The organism is Pseudomonas sp. FG43, assembly GCF_057809175.1.
The window spans coordinates 55,361-74,889 of record NZ_JBMDJL010000029.1; the positions used below are offsets into that span (position 1 = coordinate 55,361).

The 19,529-nt window shown below is 57.7% G+C and carries 18 protein-coding genes; 6 read left to right on the top strand and 12 right to left on the bottom strand.

Annotation, left to right across the window (positions count from 1 at the left end):
• Window positions 1-53: 53 nt before the first annotated feature.
• The 8 genes from ACODS3_RS25245 to ACODS3_RS25280 form a co-directional block, all read right to left on the bottom strand.
• Window positions 54-1,673, bottom strand: coding sequence for a methyl-accepting chemotaxis protein (locus tag ACODS3_RS25245; protein ID WP_201017229.1), 1,620 nt, complete (start codon window positions 1,671-1,673; stop codon window positions 54-56).
• Window positions 1,674-2,077: 404 nt separating this feature from the next.
• Window positions 2,078-2,830, bottom strand: coding sequence for an iron-containing redox enzyme family protein (locus tag ACODS3_RS25250; protein ID WP_374004970.1), 753 nt, complete (start codon window positions 2,828-2,830; stop codon window positions 2,078-2,080).
• 29 nt (window positions 2,831-2,859) lie between these two features.
• On the bottom strand, window positions 2,860-5,358 hold the full coding sequence (locus ACODS3_RS25255; RefSeq protein ID WP_489036777.1) for an EAL domain-containing protein: 2,499 nt from the start codon (window positions 5,356-5,358) through the stop codon (window positions 2,860-2,862).
• A gap of 142 nt (window positions 5,359-5,500) precedes the next feature.
• A complete protein-coding gene (locus tag ACODS3_RS25260; RefSeq protein ID WP_489036790.1) occupies window positions 5,501-7,318 on the bottom strand; it encodes an ABC transporter ATP-binding protein in 1,818 nt (605 codons plus the stop codon).
• Window positions 7,311-7,943 (bottom strand): DsbA family protein, encoded by a 633-nt coding sequence (locus tag ACODS3_RS25265; protein WP_489036779.1) that lies wholly within the window; start codon window positions 7,941-7,943, stop codon window positions 7,311-7,313. Before ACODS3_RS25265 ends, ACODS3_RS25260 begins: the two co-directional genes overlap by 8 nt.
• Before the next feature lie 3 nt (window positions 7,944-7,946).
• Window positions 7,947-8,885, bottom strand: coding sequence for an oxygen-dependent tRNA uridine(34) hydroxylase TrhO (gene trhO, locus ACODS3_RS25270; protein WP_201017515.1), 939 nt, complete (start codon window positions 8,883-8,885; stop codon window positions 7,947-7,949).
• 170 nt (window positions 8,886-9,055) lie between these two features.
• On the bottom strand, window positions 9,056-9,349 hold the full coding sequence (locus ACODS3_RS25275) for a BolA family protein (RefSeq protein ID WP_201017232.1): 294 nt from the start codon (window positions 9,347-9,349) through the stop codon (window positions 9,056-9,058).
• A gap of 15 nt (window positions 9,350-9,364) precedes the next feature.
• On the bottom strand, window positions 9,365-9,892 hold the full coding sequence (locus tag ACODS3_RS25280) for a DUF2059 domain-containing protein (protein WP_200999944.1): 528 nt from the start codon (window positions 9,890-9,892) through the stop codon (window positions 9,365-9,367).
• Window positions 9,893-10,073: 181 nt separating this feature from the next.
• Between ACODS3_RS25280 and ACODS3_RS25285 the strand changes: the two genes are divergently transcribed.
• Both ACODS3_RS25285 and ACODS3_RS25290 read left to right on the top strand, forming a co-directional pair.
• Window positions 10,074-11,468 (top strand): class II fumarate hydratase, encoded by a 1,395-nt coding sequence (locus tag ACODS3_RS25285; protein ID WP_489036782.1) that lies wholly within the window; start codon window positions 10,074-10,076, stop codon window positions 11,466-11,468.
• The gene (locus tag ACODS3_RS25290) at window positions 11,461-12,075 is read left to right on the top strand and encodes an NAD(P)H-dependent oxidoreductase (protein WP_304574413.1); all 615 of its coding nucleotides are present in this window, start codon (window positions 11,461-11,463) and stop codon (window positions 12,073-12,075) included. Before ACODS3_RS25285 ends, ACODS3_RS25290 begins: the two co-directional genes overlap by 8 nt.
• A 22-nt stretch (window positions 12,076-12,097) precedes the next feature.
• Here ACODS3_RS25290 and ACODS3_RS25295 read toward each other — a convergent pair whose 3' ends face one another.
• Entirely contained in the window at window positions 12,098-13,054 is a 957-nt protein-coding gene (locus ACODS3_RS25295) for a DMT family transporter (RefSeq protein ID WP_201017235.1), read from the bottom strand.
• Window positions 13,055-13,159: 105 nt separating this feature from the next.
• On the bottom strand, window positions 13,160-13,756 hold the full coding sequence (locus ACODS3_RS25300; protein ID WP_489036785.1) for a tRNA-uridine aminocarboxypropyltransferase: 597 nt from the start codon (window positions 13,754-13,756) through the stop codon (window positions 13,160-13,162).
• A 180-nt stretch (window positions 13,757-13,936) separates the two neighbouring features.
• On the opposite strand from ACODS3_RS25300, the gene ACODS3_RS25305 reads away from it, so the two are divergent.
• Entirely contained in the window at window positions 13,937-14,194 is a 258-nt protein-coding gene (locus tag ACODS3_RS25305) for a hypothetical protein (RefSeq protein ID WP_489036787.1), read from the top strand.
• 103 nt (window positions 14,195-14,297) lie between these two features.
• Here ACODS3_RS25305 and ACODS3_RS25310 read toward each other — a convergent pair whose 3' ends face one another.
• Window positions 14,298-14,420: a PA1414 family protein gene (locus ACODS3_RS25310; protein WP_117164006.1), complete on the bottom strand. Its 123-nt coding sequence runs from the start codon at window positions 14,418-14,420 to the stop codon at window positions 14,298-14,300.
• A gap of 185 nt (window positions 14,421-14,605) precedes the next feature.
• Window positions 14,606-15,970, bottom strand: coding sequence for a DNA recombination protein RmuC (locus ACODS3_RS25315; RefSeq protein ID WP_304574522.1), 1,365 nt, complete (start codon window positions 15,968-15,970; stop codon window positions 14,606-14,608).
• Between the two features lie 1,021 nt (window positions 15,971-16,991).
• On the opposite strand from ACODS3_RS25315, the gene ACODS3_RS25320 reads away from it, so the two are divergent.
• The 3 genes from ACODS3_RS25320 to ACODS3_RS25330 all read left to right on the top strand — a co-directional run bounded on the left by ACODS3_RS25320 (window position 16,992) and on the right by ACODS3_RS25330 (window position 19,387).
• Window positions 16,992-17,216 (top strand): hypothetical protein, encoded by a 225-nt coding sequence (locus tag ACODS3_RS25320; protein WP_201000272.1) that lies wholly within the window; start codon window positions 16,992-16,994, stop codon window positions 17,214-17,216.
• 254 nt (window positions 17,217-17,470) lie between these two features.
• Window positions 17,471-17,956 (top strand): hypothetical protein, encoded by a 486-nt coding sequence (locus tag ACODS3_RS25325; RefSeq protein WP_200999950.1) that lies wholly within the window; start codon window positions 17,471-17,473, stop codon window positions 17,954-17,956.
• Between the two features lie 147 nt (window positions 17,957-18,103).
• The gene (locus tag ACODS3_RS25330) at window positions 18,104-19,387 is read left to right on the top strand and encodes an OmpP1/FadL family transporter (protein ID WP_201017237.1); all 1,284 of its coding nucleotides are present in this window, start codon (window positions 18,104-18,106) and stop codon (window positions 19,385-19,387) included.
• The last annotated feature ends 142 nt before the right edge of the window (window positions 19,388-19,529 follow it).

Genomic DNA, 19,529 nt, shown 5'->3' on the forward strand with positions numbered 1-19,529 from the left:
GATGCATGAGCGCCCCCTCGAAACGAAGGGGGCACAAGGGCAAGTGCAACAGGTTATGCACTCAAACGTGAGATTACGTCATCAAGGCCTGCTGAAAGACCGCGCAAGTCATGACTGGCACTTTGAGTACGTTTGACGTTGTCCTGATTGGTTACGGCGATAGCGGTAATTTCAGTCAGGTTACGCGAGATATCTTCTGCCACTGACGTCTGCTCCTCGGCAGCAGTGGCGATCTGGCGGTTCATGTCACGGATGTTTTCCACTGCCACAGTGATGCGCTGCAAGGTTGCACCGGCATGAGTGACCTGCTCGACACTCTCCTCACTACGGGCCTGACCGCCCTGAATGGCCAGCACCGCATCGGTAGCGCCGGTCTGCACCGAACTGATGATCTGATTGATCTCGGCCGTGGACACAGCGGTACGTTGCGCCAGGGTACGCACTTCGTCGGCCACCACCGCAAAACCACGTCCGGCATCTCCGGCACGCGCGGCTTCGATGGCCGCATTGAGCGCCAGCAGGTTGGTCTGCTCGGCGATGCCACGAATCACTTCCAGCACCTTGCCGATTCGACCGCTGTCTGTTTCCAAGCGCTGAATGACATTGGCGGTGGAGGAAATTTCATTGCGCATGCGGGTTATGGTGGCAATGGTCGACTGCATGACCTTCTCGCCATCCTGCGCGCTGTGATCGGCGTCATCCGCCGCACGCGCCGCGTCCGCAGCATGCCGGGCGACTTCCTGAGCCGTTGCCGACATTTCAGTCATGGCTGTGGCAACCTGATCGGTACGCTCAAATTGCTCATGAGTGCCTTGAGCCATCAGCGCAGCAATGGCATTCAATTCCCCGCCAGCAGCGTCCAGTTCAGTGGTGCTGCGCTTCAGGCGATTGAAGGTGTCGGCCAGAAAATCGCGCAAGGTATTGGCGGCCACAGCCAAACGACCCAGTTCGTCCTGGCGCACCACCTCGACACGCGCACCAAACTTGCCTTCGCTCAACTGAGCCACATACTCGATCAGCATGCGAATCGGCGCGACCAGGTTGCGATTGACCATCCACAGCGCCAGCAATCCGACCAGCAGAGCAGAGGCCAGCATTACCGTAGCACCAACCAATATGGTCTGGTCAGCCTCTTTGCTGATCGCAACCGACTGGGCATCACTGGATTTGTGCAGTTGATCCACCAGACTGGCCATCTGCTCGCTGGTCGGGCGATCCACGCCCTTGACCGCGGCATCGCCGACCGAAGCATCACCACCAGCAGCCACGAATGCATCACGACCCGTGCGATAGGAAGCGCCCAGGGTTCGATGCTCCTGCTGTAGCCTCTGAACCTGATTTTTCAGCGCAGCGTCCGTACCTTTCATATCAACGAGCTGGCCCAGCGTGCCCTGCACCTTGCGCTCCTGCTCTTCAAACTGAGCCCAGAACTTGTCTCGCTCCGCAGGAGTCTTGCCACGCAACAGTACGTTTTTCCACTCCTGAACCTGGACCTTGAACTGAAGGTTGGCTTCGTCGACCAGTTGTGAAGCACGGATCGGGCCTTCAAGCAGGCTGCGATAGGACTGCACGTTATCGGAAAGGAAATTGAAACAAGCCAGCGCGATGACCAGCACCAGCGCAAGGCTGCCGCCGAGCAAGCCAAGAATTTGGAGCCTCAGGGATTTGGACATGATGACGATCTCTGGAGAACACGGATCTGCGAAGGTGTGCAGATAGATGGCAGGCCACATCCCTGTACAACCGTTTTCAATCCGGTGTGTATGCCCTATGAGATCGCCATCGGCGTGCGCCGGTCTTTCTTTAAAAAGAACGACGATTGGAAGGGAGCGCTGAAAAACGTCAAAAATCAACCGCTAAAAAGCCGCCGATTTGAATTGTCGCGGCCAAGGCCCCTCCCGCAAGTGACTGCCAATCAGTCAAAAATCATAAATCACTTTGTGGGAGGCAGCTTGCTGGCGACTTCATGTACAGACGCAGAATATCTGCCGGTTTTCAAGGTCTTTTCGCCAGCAAGCTGCCTCCCACAAGTTTTGTTTGGGCCTTAACTGATCGGCATTACTCCTGCCGAGAGGTATCAGGCCTCAACCGCCACCGCACGTTCCCGCGCTGGTCTGGCCTTTTCTAGCTGCAGGCAGCTTTCAAGAAACAGGTACATGTAGTCATAGCTCTTGATGGTCGCCTGGCGCAATTCCGTCTGGAGTTGCACACTGGGGTTGTTGCCCGCCAGGGTGCAGATGATCTCCAGCGCCTCCCATGGGTGCGCATCATCATACTGAGCGTGCATTTTGAGCCATTTCATGGCGCGTTTTCGGGTTTCTGCCGGGAAACCCTCGGCATATACGTCCGTGGAGCAGACGATGGCCGCCCACTCCCCTGTAGCGCCTTCGATTGCATAGTTCGTCGCGGCCATGGCCACGGCCAGAGAGTCCGAGGAGCTGGTCTGCCAGCACCAGTGGCTCAAGGCATGCAGCTCGGGTGCCACGCGCTGGGCGTGCAGGTCGTCGAGGCTCACGCCATGGGCATCAGACCAGTTCACCCAGTAGTCGGCATGATTGAGTTCGACGCGGATATTGCGCATCAGCCAGCGACGCGCCATGTCTTCGCCAGGATGACGGCCGAAACGGGTTTTGGTCAGATTCTTGGCCATATAGACGGCGAACTGCTCGACCACCGGCCATCCGCCAATCAGGTAATGGCGCATGACCTGAGGGCTCAGGCGCCCGTCGCGCATTCTCTGATAAAGCTCGTGCTCGACCACTCGGGTCTTGGCAGCACTGCAATCCTTGATTAACTGTTGCGCCCATGCCGGATAACTGCTGGCTTCCATGAGCGGACCGGTTCTATTGAAAGTGTCGATCACTGTGCGGCTCCCTTTTTTGTTGGTTGTACCGAGTTGGCTTGATGCCCCTGCGCATCGGCCACTGAAGAGGCCGGGCGTGCAGGCTGGGTGTACAGACTTTCACACGTCAACAGCTCTGGACGAGCTATCAGATACCCCTGTGCAAAATCCACACCTATTTCCTGCAGAGCTGCCTCAATCTGCGGGGTTTCAACAAACTCGGCAATTGTTTTTTTGCCCATTACATGACCGATATGATTGATGACATCGACCATGGCACGGTTGATCGGATTGTCGAGCATATCCTTTACAAAACTACCGTCGATCTTCAGAAAATCGACGGGCAGATGTTTCAGATAGGCAAAGGAGGACATGCCGGCGCAAAAATCATCGAGAGAGAACAGGCAACCCAACGATTTAAGTTCATTTATGAAGCGGATGGCACTTCCCAGATCAGCAATTGCGCTGGTTTCGGTCACCTCGAAACAGATCATGCTCGGCGAAACACCGTAAGTCCTGAACTGAAGCTTGAGGTAATCCAGAAATGCTTCATCGCCAATACTGGAGCCGGACAGATTAATGGCACAGAGCGCCTGTGGCATCTGATGCCTTGGGTCGCTCATGCATTGCGCAATAACCCTGAATACATTCTGCACCACCCAGCGATCAAGCGTGGTCATCAGCCCGTACCGTTCGGCAGCCGGGATGAAGCTGTCCGGCGAAACCATTCGCCCCGACTCGTCCCGCAGACGCAACAGGATCTCGATATGCCGAAGCCCGTCGTCAGCCTGGCGGAGCGAGGCAATTTCCTGGGTGTACAGGCAAAACCGGTTTTCATCCAGGGCCATGTGCAGACGCTGGATCCAGGCCATTTCGCCGGAGCGCATTGAAAGTTCGGAATCGTCAGGGTGATAAACCTGAACCCGGTTGCGGCCCTTTTCCTTGGCCATGTAGCACGCCATGTCCGCCGCTCGAAGCGAGGCCTCCAGGGTGGTCGGAGCATCACCTATATGCACCAGGCCAATACTGACAGTCGTCACGAATGGTCGCCCTTTCCAGACGAAGTGCATGTTCTGCACCATCAGACGCAGGTTCTCGGAGATTTCCAGTGCCGTGTGTGGCGCACAATTGCGCAGCAGGATGCCAAACTCATCGCCCCCCAAACGAGCAAGGGTGTCACCGTCACGGATGCCCTGAGGCAGCATGCGGCAAAGGTGCCTGAGCAATTCATCCCCTGCGGCATGACCATTGGTGTCATTGACCAGCTTGAACTGATCCAGATCCAGAAACATCAGGCAGTGGCTTTGCGCCTCGGGCTCCGAATGGCTGAGCATCTGTTCCAGGCGATACTCGAACTCACTGCGGTTGACCAGCCCGGTCAGCGCATCATGCGCAGCCTGCCATGAAAGATTGGCAATGTGCTGGCGCTCCTGGGTCATGTCATGCAATACCAGAACCGCTCCACTGATCTCACCGTCGCTGTAGATCGGCGAACCGACCAGTGCGACCAGCACCGTGCTGCCATCCAGACGCTGGATCAGCTTGCAGTTCACCCCGCCGCCCTTGAGCCTGCCGCTGAGGATGTGCTCCATCAGCGTCGAACTGTCCTTGTGATCATTTTCATCGAGCAGATTGAACAGCGCAGCCAGCGGCAGCCCGATGGCCTGACTGTTTCTCCAGTGCGTCAGGCCTTCGGCGGCAGGGTTCATGTAAACGATGAAGCCTTTGACGTCAGTGGTAATGACCCCGTCGCCAATCGATTGCAGAGTGATCTGCGCCCGGTCCTTTTCCAGTTGCAGCGCATGGGCAAAGACATGGCGCTGTGCAAGCAGTTTGTGTACACGCAGCAGCGCCAGAAGGATCAGCACCAGCGCGGTGACCAGATTGATGATGACCAGTAACCAGAGAATGAATCTCGAACCTTCCCCCAGAGCATCGCTGAAAGCCTTGGCAACGGGAGTGACCGCCTCATTGATCGCATTGATCCGGGCGTGCCATTGCAGGGCGTCCTCGGGGCTTGCCGAGCCTTGGGCGACTCTGCCACGGATAGTGCGGGCCAGGTCATCGAGTCGGGCAAGATAATCATCGCCCATGGTCCACCAGCGAATGGCCTTTTCCATATAGCTGAAATCGTGGAAGTTCAGGTACAGCCAGATGATGCCGCCCACATCATCCGGGTGATTACCGCCCTGAAGAATGGCCTTTCTCGCATCCGCCAATGAGGGTTCAGGCTGATTCAGCGCTTCGCGCAGGGCATGACCGCCTTGCGGGATGGCAATAGCCTGCTGGTACTTCAGATAGTCGCGCTCATCATGACTGTCGACATAAAGCCCCAGATAATGAATGGCATCCTTCTGGCCTTTGGACCAGAGACTTTCGCCCACGACATAGCTACGCACTGCAGACAAGGTGTACAGGCTCACGCATCCAAGCAGCGCCTGAAAAAGCGCGACGGCAACGAAAGGCCATACAATGCCCAGTAGACGGGGCTTCGAGAGAGACCGCGGCTGCTTCATGGGTTCACTTCACCACATGACTGATTGAATGTCCTGCCCTGAGACTAGGCCAAATCCATCAATCGGGACGAGTGATTTTCCCGGATTTTATACAAGGTGCAACATTGCGCACAAAGCAGGCGTGTCATTCGCGCTGGAGCGATCAGATCTGCTGCAGGTGGCCGTATAGTTTGGCGTAAAGGCCGCCCTCTGCAATCAGTTGCTGGTGATCGCCATCTTCGGCGATACGGCCACCGTCGAATACCAGCACCCGATCAGCCTGTTTAACCGCTGACAGGCGGTGAGCAATGATCAAGGTCGTGCGGCTGCGCAGGAAGCGCGCCAAAGCCTTGTGCAGGTTGTATTCGGTGGCGGCATCCAGCGCCGAAGTCGCCTCGTCCAGGATGACGACTTTCGGATCGGACAACACCATCCGCGCAATCGCCAGACGCTGTCGCTGCCCACCGGACAAACGCACCCCGGAACGCCCCACGATGCTGTCCAGGCCTTCGGGCAACAGGCGAATGGCCGACTCAAGCTGAGCGACCTCAAGCGCCGCCCAGCAAGCCTCATCCGAACAATCGCGCCCCATGGTCAGGTTGGCGCGTACGGTATCGTTGAACAACGCCGGGTGTTGCAGCACCACCGCAACATGTTCGCGCACCCGCTCCAGACCGATCTCCTGCTGGGTGGAGCCGCCAAAACGGATAGTCCCGGTCTGCGCGCTGTACAAGCCCAGCAACAACTGCACCAAGGTACTTTTGCCGCCACCACTGGCGCCGACTATCGCCACCTTCTCTCCGGGCGCAATCGACAGATCCAGCCGGTCCAGCACCAGATCCTCGCCATAGCCGAAACTCAGGCCTCGCACCTCGATGCCCACGGTTTCCCGGCCCTTGAAGGGGTCGACGACACCGGGATATTGCGGCTCGTCATCACGGGCCAGCAGTTCATTGATCCGGGTCAGCGCCCCACCGGCCGCGTAATAGGCGTATTGCAGGTTCAGCAGTTGCTCCACCGGCGCGATCATGAACCACAGATAGCTGAATACCGCGAGCATCTGGCCAATGGAAAGATCCGAGAACAGCACGGTCAGCATCGCGGCAGCACGGAAAATATCGATACCGAACTGGAACAGCAGGCCGCTGGCCCGGCCGGAGGCATCGCTTTTCCATTGCGAATTCACCGCGTAATCGCGCACTTCCCGAGCGCGCAGCCCAAGGCGCCCCAGGAAAAAGCCCTGCCGATTGCCAGCCCGCACTTCCTGAATGGCATCAAGGGTTTCACTCAGGGCCTGGGTAAAACGCGAAGTGCTGTCGTTCTCCAGCTTTTTCAGATGCTTGACCCGCTTGCCCAGCTTCACCGTGGCAAAGATCACCAGTGGGTTGAACAGCATGATCAGCAGCGCGAGCTTCCAGTGCATCCACATCAGAATGCCGGCCGTACCCGCCAGGGTCAGGGTTGCCACCAGAAAGCGACTGAGGGTTTCGCCGACGAACTTGTCCAGCGTATCCAGATCGGTGACCAGATGCGTCGTCACCATGCCGCTGCCAAGGCTTTCATACTCGCGCAAGGAAATACGCTTGAGGCGTTCGATCAGACGCAGGCGAATGCGGTAGACGATGTCCTTGGCCAGACGAGCGAACAGGCGTGCCTGGAGGACATTGAACAGCAGAGCCCCCGCCCGCAGAACCAGAGTCAGCACCAGCATCAGGCCGATATAGCCCACCGCCTTCTGCAGGCTTTCGGGCAAGGCATGGTCCATGATTCTCAGTGCCGCGTCGCCACGCCCCAGCAGCACTTCATCCACCAACAGCGGCAGCAGCAACGGAATCGGCACACTGCACAGCGTCGCCAGCACGGCCACGCCGTTGGCGATCCAGAGGGCTTTCTTATGACGTAATGCCAGCCGCCGGATCTCGGCCCAACTCAAACTGTCGTTACGGGGCTCTGGCTGCTTGGGAGAAGGCTCGTCACGCACTGGCGGCACGCTCCAGCCATCGCCCAAGCAATGGCGCCAGCTCGTTCAAGGGTTGGTAACCATTGGTCAGCAACGCGAATTGACCGTTGTGCTCGGCGAGCAGGGTCGGGAAACCGGCAATACCCAGCCCCTGCACCCAGGCAAAGTCGGCCGCCGTGGCCGCTCGCTGTTCAGCGCTGTCGAAAGCATCCGCAAACGACTGACGGGCAAGCCCCGCCTGCTCGGCCAGCTCGACCAGCAACGGGGCATAAGTGACATCACGCCCCTGGGTGTAGAACGCCAACTGAATCAACTTGACCAGCTCCCACGCTGCTTGCGGGTCAAGGCTGCGGGCCGCGCACACCGCCCGACAGGCGGGTGTGGTGTCATAGACGAAACCGTCCGGCAAGGCACCCTCGAAACGAAATGGCTGCCCCGTGGTTTTCCCCACGCTTTCCCAGTGTTCAAGAATGTAACGCCGCGTCGACGAGTCCAGCGCCGCCGTGCCAGAGCGCAAACCGCCCATGACCAGATGCAGCGGAACGCCCACCGCCCGAGCCTGCTGTACCAGTGCATCGGCAACCGGGCTAAACCCCCAGCACCACGAGCACATCGGGTCCATTACATAGATCAGGCGGGAGGACATGGCTCAGGCCTCGGATTGCAGACGGTAGTTATGACCAATCGGGTGCGGTTGGTTACGGGCTTTTGCCAGCTCGATCTGCTTTTGCCGATCAATGGCGCTGCGACGGGTCTTCTCGCTCAGGGTGTCCCAGCAATGCGGGCAACTGATGCCAGCAGAATAATGCTCGCTGGCGCGGTCTTCGGCACTGATCGGTGTGCGGCAGGCATGACATTGATCGTAGTCGCCTTCGCTCAGGTCGTGACGCACCGTGACACGGTTATCGAACACGAAGCATTCGCCACGCCACTGGCTTTCTTCCTGGGGTACTTCTTCGAGGTATTTGAGAATCCCGCCCTTGAGGTGATAAACCTCCTCGAAGCCCTCGCCCAGCATGTAGCTCGACGCCTTTTCGCAACGAATGCCACCGGTGCAGAACATCGCGACCTTCTTGTGGACGGCCGGATCGAAGTGTTCCTTGATGTATTCCGGAAACTCGCGGAAGGACGTGGTCTTGGGGTCGATAGCGCCTTCAAAGGTGCCAATGGACACTTCGTAGTCGTTACGGGTATCGATCAGCAGCACTTCAGGATCGGTGATCAGGGCGTTCCAGTCCTTGGGCTCGACATAAGTGCCGACGCTCTTGTTGGGGTCCACGCCTTCGACGCCCAGGGTGACGATCTCTTTCTTGAGCTTGACCTTGGTGCGGTAGAACGGCTGCTCGTCGCAGAACGATTCCTTGTGATCGATATCGACCATGCGCGGATCGTTTCTCAGCCAGGCCAGCAGGCCGTCGATGCCTTCACGGCTACCGGAAACCGTACCGTTGATGCCCTCCTCGGCGATCAACAGAGTGCCCTTGATGCCATTGGCAATCATGGCCTGCAACAGAGGCTCACGCAGGGCGACGTAATCGCTGAGGGTCACGAATTTGTATAGCGCAGCCACGACGATCGGCTGAGTCATCGGCTCTTGAGTCATGTATCTCTCCTGGTGGTGACCCTCGTAAAGGGCCTACCGGGCAAAAAAAATCCAAACGAAAAACGCACCGGCCATGCGGCGCGGTGCGGATTCTAGCAAAACAGGTGTCAGGCAGGTATCAGGATATTGCTACGGACCGAACCCCGAGGCCTGGATCAGTGACCGCCAGCGCAGGTCGGCGAAGCCGGCGCTGCACCGACCTTTGCCCATTCCTCAGGCGTGTAGGTATGCAGCGCCAGGGCGTGGAACTCGCCCATGAGGCTGCCCAGCGTGCCGTAGACTTTCTGATGCCGCTTGACCGAGTTCAAGCCCTGAAACTGGTCGCAGACCAGAACAGCCTTGTAATGCGTCTGCTGACCACGGCTGTGCATGTGGCTCTCGTCGAGCACTTGCAGGTGCTGCGGCTGAAGCAGCGCAAGCGCCGACTCGATTCGTTGTTGCATGGTCATGACAAAGCTCGCCTGTCAGGGTTTCTTGGGCGCAGCCGGGGCTGCGGCTTTGGCAGGCTCCAGTTCTGCGGTCATGTCGGCGAGCAGCTTGTTGACGACCGGCACGGCGCTTTCCAGCTTGCTCTGGGTCAGTTGGGCCGATTGCTGAGCCAGCTCAGGCATTTTGGTCATCACTTTCTTGCCCAGTGGCGACTGGTAGAACGCAACCAGATCCTTCAACTCGCTTTCGGTGAAGTTGGTCGTGTAGAGCTTGACCATGTCCGGCTTGATCTTGTTCCAGCCGATAGCCTGGTCGAGAGCGGTATTGGCCTTGGCCTGATAGGTTTCCAGCAGGGCTTTTTTCGATGCAGGCGCCTTGGTTTCAGCAAAGCGCTGGGCAAACATCTGCTGAACCTGCGCGTAGACCGGAGCACCCAGCCTGTCAGCGTTGGCAAGCTTGAGGAAAGTTTCGGCACTGGCGTTGTGGCTGGCGGTGTCGGCGAGAACCTGACCGCTGGCACAAACCAGGGCTACCGCAGTACAGATGGCACGAAGACGGGTCATCGAATTTCCTTAATCTGACAAACGAGGCATTACCTCAAGGCCGACCATTCTGCGCTTATGTTCGCTTTTGGCTCAACCCCCGCTTAACTGAGTGGTTAAAAACCGCCCCTGAACAGACAGCGCGGGAACCCTGCCGGACTATGGGCACCTAACCTTCACGCACCTTAAAGGAGTAAGACCAGTGAGCCGTACCGAAACAGACAGCATTGGCCCGATAGAAGTCCCTGAAGACGCTTACTGGGGTGCACAGACCCAACGGTCGCTGATCAACTTCGCCATTGGCGATCAGTCCATGCCCCTTGCCGTCCTGCATGCCCTGACCCTGATCAAGAAAGCCGCCGCCCGTGTCAACGACCGCAATGGCGACCTCCCCGCCGACATCGCCCGACTCATCGAGCAGGCCGCCAACGAAGTGCTCGACGGCCAGCACGACGCGCAATTCCCGCTGGTGGTCTGGCAGACCGGCAGCGGCACGCAAAGCAACATGAACGTCAACGAGGTGATTGCCGGTCGGGCCAACGAACTGGCTGGTCAGGGTCGTGGCGGCAAGATCCCGGTCCACCCCAACGATCACGTCAATCGCTCACAAAGCTCCAATGACTGCTTCCCCACAGCCATGCATATCGCAGCCGCACAAGCGATCAAGGAGCAACTGCTACCTGCCATCGCCGAACTGTCCAATGGACTTGCCGAGCAGTCGACACGGCATATCAAACTGGTGAAAACCGGTCGCACCCACATGATGGATGCCACGCCGATCACCTTCGGGCAGGAATTGTCGGGCTTCGTGGCGCAACTGGATTATGCCCAGAAAGCCATCCGTGCAACCCTGCCCGCCGTCTTCGAGCTGGCGCAGGGCGGCACCGCAGTGGGCACCGGCCTGAACGCCCCCAAGGGGTTCGCCGAAGCCGTGGCAGCAGAGCTGGCGGCATTGTCAGGACTTCCGTTCGTCACCGCGCCCAACAAATTCGCGGCACTGGCAGGCCACGAACCCCTGACAGCCCTGTCCGGGGCGCTCAAGACCCTGGCCGTCGCCCTGATGAAAATTGCCAACGACCTGCGCCTGCTGGGTTCCGGTCCACGCGCCGGGCTGGCCGAAGTGCGACTGCCTGCAAATGAGCCGGGAAGCTCGATCATGCCTGGCAAGGTCAACCCGACCCAGTGCGAGGCCCTGTCGATGCTGGCCTGTCAGGTCATGGGCAACGATGTGACCATCGGTTTCGCCGCCAGTCAGGGCCATCTGCAGTTGAACGTCTACAAACCGGTCATCATCCACAACCTGCTGCAATCGATCCGGCTGCTGGCCGATGGTTGCCGCAACTTCAACGAGCATTGCATCGCGGGCCTTGAACCCGATGCCGGGAAGATGGCCGAACACCTGGAACGCGGCCTGATGCTGGTTACCGCCCTCAATCCTCATATCGGTTACGACAAATCGGCGCAGATCGCCAAGAAAGCCTATAGCGAAGGATTGACCTTGCGTGAAGCCGCCCTTGCCCTGGGCTACCTCACCGACGAGCAATTCGACGCCTGGGTGCGACCGGAAAAAATGCTGGAGGCGGGTAGCAATGGCTGACCCCAAAAGTGGTGCAACACCCTTGGAAGGCAGTGGGAAACGCATCCTGATGATTTACGGAACACCGAAGACCGTCAGTTTCTGCCATGCCCTGGGTGATGCCTACTCGCAGGGAGCACGCAGCAAAGGCCATGTGGTGAGAGCGCTCAGGCTCAGCGAACTGACGTTCGACCCGATCCTGCACAACGGCTACGAGCAGAGTCAGAACCTGGAACAAGACCTGCTCGAAGCCCAGCGCCAGATCCACTGGGCCGAACATCTGGTATTCGTCTATCCCGTTTCATGGGGTGGGCTACCGGCCTTGCTGAGTGGTTTCTTCGACCGGGTCTTCATGCCCGGTTTTGCCTTCAAGGCCCATGGTCGCCGGCATCCGTCCAACGAATTGCTCAAGGGCAAGTCTGCTGAACTGCTGGTGACCATGGACACCCCGCCCCGCTATTTCCAATGGATATACGGCGCCCCGGCGCATCGCCAGATGATCCGGACGATCCTGGCTTTTTGCGGGATCAAGACAAAACGCCTGAACGAATTCTCACCGATACGCACATCCACCGAAGAACAACGCCAGCAATGGCTTCGGCAGGCCGGGCAACTGGGTCGGGAGTAGGAAAGAATCGAGCGGCAGGATGCTACACCGCCAACCGCTGCTTCCTGGCCTTCCAGCCTGCAATCATCGACGGCCCCAAGGCGGTCAAGGCCGAACCCAGCACCACCAGCACCGCACCGCCATACCCCAGCGCATTGATCTCTTCGGCCTGCACATAGTCCGGCCACAACCAGGCAGCCACCGCAACCGAAGCCAGCGTCACCAGCGGCGTCAGGGCCAGGGTCGCGCTGACACGCGATGCCTCCCAATGAGCCAGAGCCTCGGCAAAGGCGCCATAGGCCACCAGCGTGTTCAGGCAACAAGCCAGCAATAACCAACCCTGCAACGGGCTCAACTGCAAAGCCTCCATCGGATGCGCCCAGGGCGTGATCAACAGCGCACAGAACAGATAGATCACCATCATGACCTGCAACGAGTTCCACACTGTCAGCAATTGCTTCTGGCTCAAGCCATAGAACGTCCAGACCACCGCAGCCAGAAAGACGATCAGGACCCCGGCGGTGTAATCACTCAACGAGGTGAACAGCTCCACAAGACGCTCATTGAAGAACAGGCCAAAACCGGTCAGCAGCACAAACAGGCCAATGCCCTGCCCAAGAGTGAATCGCTCCTTGAACAGAAAGATGCTGCCGAGCAGCAACAGGATCGGCCCCGTCTGAATCATCAGTTGTGTGGTACCCGGGCTCAGCAGCCGCAACCCCACCAGATACAACACATAGTTGCCCACCAGCCCCAACACAGCCAGCAGCACCAGAACCTTGCCCTTGCGCCCCAACACCTTGAAGCTCGGCAGCCGCTTGACCGATGCCAGCCATATAAAGAGCAGGACGCCGGATACCAGCAGACGGAACCAGGTCACCGTCACTGGATCCATCGCTTGAAGCACTTGCTTGAGCTTGACGGGCAGAATGCCCCAGAGAAAAGCGGTCAACAGGGCAAGACAGAGGCCATACACCCAGCGGCCGGAGGAAATGTGCATCGGTCATTCCATGTCAGACAAAACAAAGTTGTCAGTCTAGGCACAGATTGCCGGTACTCACAGATACAGCTGGGAACACATAACGTCCCCAAGTGTTTTTGCGGCTCACTTTTCCGAGTGATTACGCTGATAAGTCTCGTCGCCCATGGCCTTGATCTGCCCTTCGATCAAGGCATCGAAAGGCTGTAGCAGCGCACAGAAAGAATCCCCGCCCTCAAGGGTTTGCAAGGCATGGGTGATCGCTTCCAGAGTCGACAAGGCATCCGGCCCGGGCGCCTTGCGCAGGCGATAACGTGAAACCGGAGCCGAGCCCAGCGTCACTCTGGGCAGCGCGGCCAACAGCGGGTTGAGGTGCAACAGCTTTCGCGCCTTGCGCCAGGTGCCATCTGGAACCACCAACAGCGTTGGCAGATCCTGATCGGCATAGGGTGCCAGCACTTGCGCATCATCGCCCGGAAACAACAGGCGGGCCTGATAACCGGGCTGGTTCAACAACACATCCAGATCCTCGAATACCTCCCCCACCACCAATCGGGCATTGACCAGCCCAAGGGTGGCCAGGCGTGCAGTATTCAAGGCATGGCTGACTTCACTGGGATGTTGCAACACCAAAACACGAGTGCGGCTGTCCAGTTGCGGAATCAAGTCGCAAAGACAATGGTTGTCTGGACGCAGACAGCGCTCGCAACGGGCACGGGACATGGTTTTCTCTTCAGTTGCAGACAAGGCGCGCAGTCTAGCCGATCACCCGACCGGCCTGAACCCGCTACAGGACACCCGTCGCCCTGCACGGAGCGTCAATAAACTTCAGCTAGCCTGAAACCCAGGGCTGGTTTATCCGAAGTTCCCCCAATCCTGAAATACTGCGAGTCCGGGGCTTCCATGAATCGCGAAGACATCAACCAAAGGGTGCTCGACGTTCTGGGAGTCATTCTTGTGGACAAATCTGCGCTGCGCGACGATATGACCTTCAAGGATCTCGTTCTGGACGAGGAGGATATAGATGAGTTTTTCGGGCGCCTGGGAGAAGAGTTCGACTTCAAGTTCCCGGCCTTCATAAGGGCGCGCGCCCTCGACAAGCCCGAGCATCTATCGCTGCCCATGGTGGTGGATCTGATCGTATTGATGCGCCAGATATAGCGCCAGGAAAAAAGACAATTGCGAGCAGATAACGGGACACGGCCTTGCGTCCCGCTCGGATTGAGCGCCAATACAGGTGACCGCGATTGCGGTCGACCAAGGCTTATCGACGTGGGCGGCGACGCTCGTCCTCGGCGCGCACAGGTACAGGTTGCAGTTTGGGCCGTTCAATCAAACCCAGTGCAACACCCAGATCATGGAGCCATTCTTGCAATTTGCTGTTCATAACGCCCCCTTGAGGGAAAAGCCAGGCAACCGGCCATGTGCCCATTGCTACTACTGATCATAGAAGCAAGTTTTCATTTAGCCGAGTGTCTCGGAAAACATTTTTCCCGATGGAATCAATGTGACATCTCTGCGCGTTTCCTTCTAGTCTTTACGACAGACGGTTTTACGCGGCTCACCCTGCCCTTACTCAGGTAAACGCAACACGCCATCTTCGTCAGTCATGGCACGTTCAAGCAGGTCTGGCGGCAGGTTTTTGCTAGCCCGCGCGCCCAACAATCTGAGCTGCTCACTGCGGCTGACCAGATTACCGCGGCCCTCCGTCAATTTGTTGCGGGCAGCGGAATACGCTTTATCAAGTTGTTGCAAGCGGTTACCGACCTCGTCCAGATCCTGAATGAACAACACGAACTTGTCGTACAGCCACCCTGCCCGCTCCGCGATTTCCCTGGCGTTCTGGCTCTGGCGCTCCTGCTTCCACAGGCTGTCGATGACCCGCAAGGTGGCAAGCAGCGTGGTCGGGCTGACAATCACGATATTACGATCGAACGCTTCCTGGAACAGGTTGGGTTCAGCCTGCAATGCCGCAGAAAACGCCGCTTCTATGGGCACGAACAGCAAAACGAAATCCAGGCTGTGCAGCCCTTCAAGCCGCTTGTAATCCTTGCCGGACAAACCTTTGACATGATTACGCAAGGACAGCACATGCTGCTTCAAGGCAGCCTGCCCGATCACCTCATCAGCCGCCGACACATACTGCTGATAGGCCGTCAGGCTGACCTTAGCATCGACCACCACCTGCTTGTCGCCCGGCAGCATGATCAGAACATCCGGCTGGAAACGTTCACCATCAGGCCCCTTGAGACTGACCTGGGTCTGGTACTCGCGGCCTTTCTCCAGACCGGCATGCTCAAGCACCCGCTCCAGAATCAGCTCCCCCCAGTTGCCCTGGGTTTTCTGGCCCTTGAGTGCGCGGGTAAGGTTGGTCGCCTCATCGCTCAGACGCAGGTTCAACTGCTGCAGACGTTCAAGCTCCTTGCCCAGGGAAAACCGCTCGCGGGCTTCGCTCTGATAGCTTTCCTCGACGCGCTTCTCGAATGACTGAATGCGCTCCTTCAGCGGGTTGAGCAGTTGCCCAAGCTGTTGCTGACTGGTTTCAGCGAAGCGTTGCTCGCGCTCATCAAAAATCTTGCCCGCCAGCTCGGCAAACTGGGCGCGCAACTCATCACGCGAACCCTGAAGATCGTTCAGGCGCTGCTGATGGCTTTCCTGCTGTTCGCGCAACTCGGCATTCAAAGCGGCACATTGCGCATCCAGACGGCGCAGCTCGGTTTCCTTGCTGGCCCGTTCGAGGTTCCAGCCATGAGCGGCATCGCGGCCGTTATCGCACTCCTGGCGCAACAGTTCGACTTCACGGCGCACGGCAGCAAGGTCGGCCTGCCGGGCAGAATTTGCCTGGCTCAGGTCGCTGATCTCGTCGCGGCTAGCGTCCAGTTGGGCGTTAAGGCCGTCCTGCGCCATCTGCGCCATGCTCAAGCGTTCATCGAGCAACGCCGTATCGGCCTGCTGACGCGCCAGACGCCGCTGCAATTGCCAGACCCACGCCAACAAAGGCAGCGCCGCCGCACCAAGCCCCAGCAACAGGCTGTTCAGGTCCAAGGCCATAACGACTCCATACATGCCGGATCAGTGCCTTCGGCATTGTGAACAAAAGAAGATTCAGAAACGTCTCCGGGACAGAGACTGCGACTCAAGGCAGGCATGATAGGCATTGCGGGGGCAAATCGGGGGACATAACTCTACTCTCTTTTAGCACAAGGTAAACCCTGCATATAACCGCTTCATGTGACGGGACAATCCACAGAAGCTGTGGATAACTCAGTGGACAACCCCCCTTTAACCCTCGCAAACGTAGATAGAACGGGGGCTGCGCTTAAACTGACGATTTTTTCACCAGTAAAAAAAAGCGATGTTTTTCATTGACTTAATAATTCACCACAGTAAATCAAACTCTTAGGGTCGTATGTGACAGTGATGTGGCAGCTTGTGCCGCTAATGTGTACAAGTGGATTTTCACGAGACCCGTACAGACCACCCGACAAGAAAAAATATTTACAGATACCCCTTTCATTACTCTGGATATTGCATTAGTATCCGCGCCGTTAGTACCAAGCTGAAAATCAATTCCGGTCGATAAGTCCCCCGACAAGCGCTACTCCATATGGAAGCGGTGTCGACAACAAGGGATCGACCACCTCGATGGTTTCCAGGCATGTCCTGCGCAACATTGGCCCACAAGGGCAAAGCGTAATCATGGCCTGCACTGACCAGCCTGCAATTGATCAGGATCTTCACCCGAGCGTCGAACCTTTGCTCGTGTTGTGTTGCCTGCCCTCCTAAGTACCTACCTGTCAGCCAGGGCGCCATACGATAAAGCGCGCTTCAACTGACTGCCTTGTTCCAGTCAGGTTCTTCGCCCGGCCCGCTTCGACACTCAAGCCAGCCCGCGTTTACTGGAGCCTTTATTGATGCACGGTATTGTTCCGTGTCGTTTCAGGAAACACTTTCAATGATGACTACTCATATCCAGACCCAGGATGCCATCCGCACCCTCACCCACGCTTTCGCTCCAATGGACTGCCTTATCATGGCCGCCCGCAAAGGCTCCTTCAGCTTTACCATCGTCAATGAACACGGTATTGCCCGCCATAGCGAACGCCTCTACCCCGATCAGTACTCCAGCGCCGCGCCGCTGCAGGCTGTGATAGAACGCACCCGCCAGGCCCTGACCGCCTGAAGCCTCTGGCTACCCTCAAAAGCCCCGCCCTCAAAAGCGGGGCTTTTTAATATCTGCCGGACCAAGCTAATCGCCAACCGATCTATAGGGTCGGGGCGTAAAACCTAAAACGATGTAAAACATAATTTTACATTCCAAATATGAGACTACACTTCAACTCAAGCGGCCTCTGGCTGCTTCCAACGGGCCCGATCCGATTCACCGCTGCCACGCATTAGGGTCCGTTGGCCATTACCTTGCGAGCTGACTGTCTTATGGGTATTGCAGCCATAGAATTATGCCGTCACGTAATCCGCCCAACCCTGATCTACCTGGATCGCCAGAACGCCTGCGCCGAATCCCTGCTTCTGGGCATAGCGGCAAGCCAGTCATCCCTGGGCGATGCGCTGGACAGCAGACGCGGGCATGGCCTGTACCGCATCCCGGAACTACGGCACCGACAGCTTTGGGACAATTACCTGGCACAAGACCCGGACCTCGCCAGCCGCGTGCGCGGCCTTGCCAGCCAGCATGCCTTCCTGAGCGGGCCGCATCTGGAGCTGACCGTCAACCTGCGTTACTCCACCGCGATTGCCTGGATGATGATCGAAGCCCAGACCGTCACCTTGCCCACCGAAGACGATGCATTGGCCATGGCCAGAATCTGGCGACAGATATTTCAACCGCAAGGACGATTACGAGACTTTGTAACCGCTTGGCACTCTTGCGTAGCACCTATTTATTTATCGCAACAAGCATGATTGCCAAAAAACAAAGTTCTGGAAAATTCCTGCAATATTATCGGATTGTCCTACAAAAATAGCTCTAAATCGGGCTCTTCAGCCCACTAGCGCGTTCTTGAAAATGTTGGTAATTTCCGCCCCGTGATCAACAAAGGAGTTCTAATAATGAGAATAACGACAAAAGCAATTCACAGGACAACACTTGGTCTAGCCATTGGCCTGGCATCTTCCCAACTATTCGCTTCTGGCTTTGCAATCAACGAACAAAGTATCAGTGCCATGGGTACCGGTTTTGCCGGACGCTCCTCCTCCGCAGAGGACGCCAGTACCGTATTCGGCAACCCGGCCGGCATGTCCCGTCTCAAGCGCGAACAAGTCAGCGTTGGCGCGGCGGCAATCATCGCCAAGACCGATATCAGCAATGCCCGCAGCACTTTCACCGGCAGCAATGACGGCGACATGGTGCCGGTCGTTGGCGTGCCCATGGGTTACTACGTCAAACCACTCGACGATCAATGGGCCGTCGGCCTGGGTGTCTATGTGCCGTTTGGCCTGGTCACCGACTATGAAAACGGTTTCGCGGGCCGCTACTGGGCCGACAAGAGCCACGTACAGGTCGTCACCTTCCAGCCGACTGTCAGCTACGCCTTCAACGATCGGGTTTCCATCGGTTTCGGCCCGACCATCAACCGCATCGAAGGCGAACTGACCTCTTCGACCGTCAACGCCGCTTCTCAGGGCACAAACGACGGCAAGGTCAAGATCAAGGGTGACGACGTCGCTCTGGGCTTCAACGTCGGCATCCTGGTACAGGCCACAGACACCACTCGCCTGGGCCTGACTTACCACTCCAAGGTCGACTACAAGCTCGAAGGCAAGACCAAGATCGAAGGCAGCAGCTTCAGTATCTTCAACGGCCAGAAGTACGACGCCTCGCTGGATATCAGCACACCTGAGTCGGTGGATTTCTCCATCACCCAGCAACTGGATGAAAACTGGACCGTCTATGCAGGCAGCACCTGGACACGCTGGAGCCGCCTGAAAGACATCACCGTCAACAACAGCGGTGTTCAAGCAGTTCTGGGTGGTGCCAACGGTCCTATCGGACGCATTTCCGAAGAACAGGACTGGCATGACACCTGGGCCCATGCCATCGGCGCTTCGTACAAGGTCAATAAAGAGTGGACCTTGCGCACCGGCTACTCCGTCGACCAGTCGCCTACCAACAACGAGCACCGCTCTCCACGCATTCCGACCGGTGATCGTCAGATCATCAGCTTCGGCGCTGGCTGGACCCCGAGCGACGCGATCACCATTGATGTCGCCTATTCCTACCTGTGGGAAGACGAAGCCAAGATCCGCAACTCCAGTGCCACCAAAGGCACCTACAACGCTGACTACAAGAACAGCGCCCACGGTATCGGTACTTCGCTGACCTATCGCTTCTGATGACACCCGACCGAAGCAGGCTGAAAAGCCTGTTCCGGCCACGAAAAAGCCCGCGACCATCACTGGTCGCGGGCTTTTTCGTATCAGGTGTCCCGTCCTGAATAAGGTTTACACCTTCTGACCTTTCCTCAGGAGGATTCAA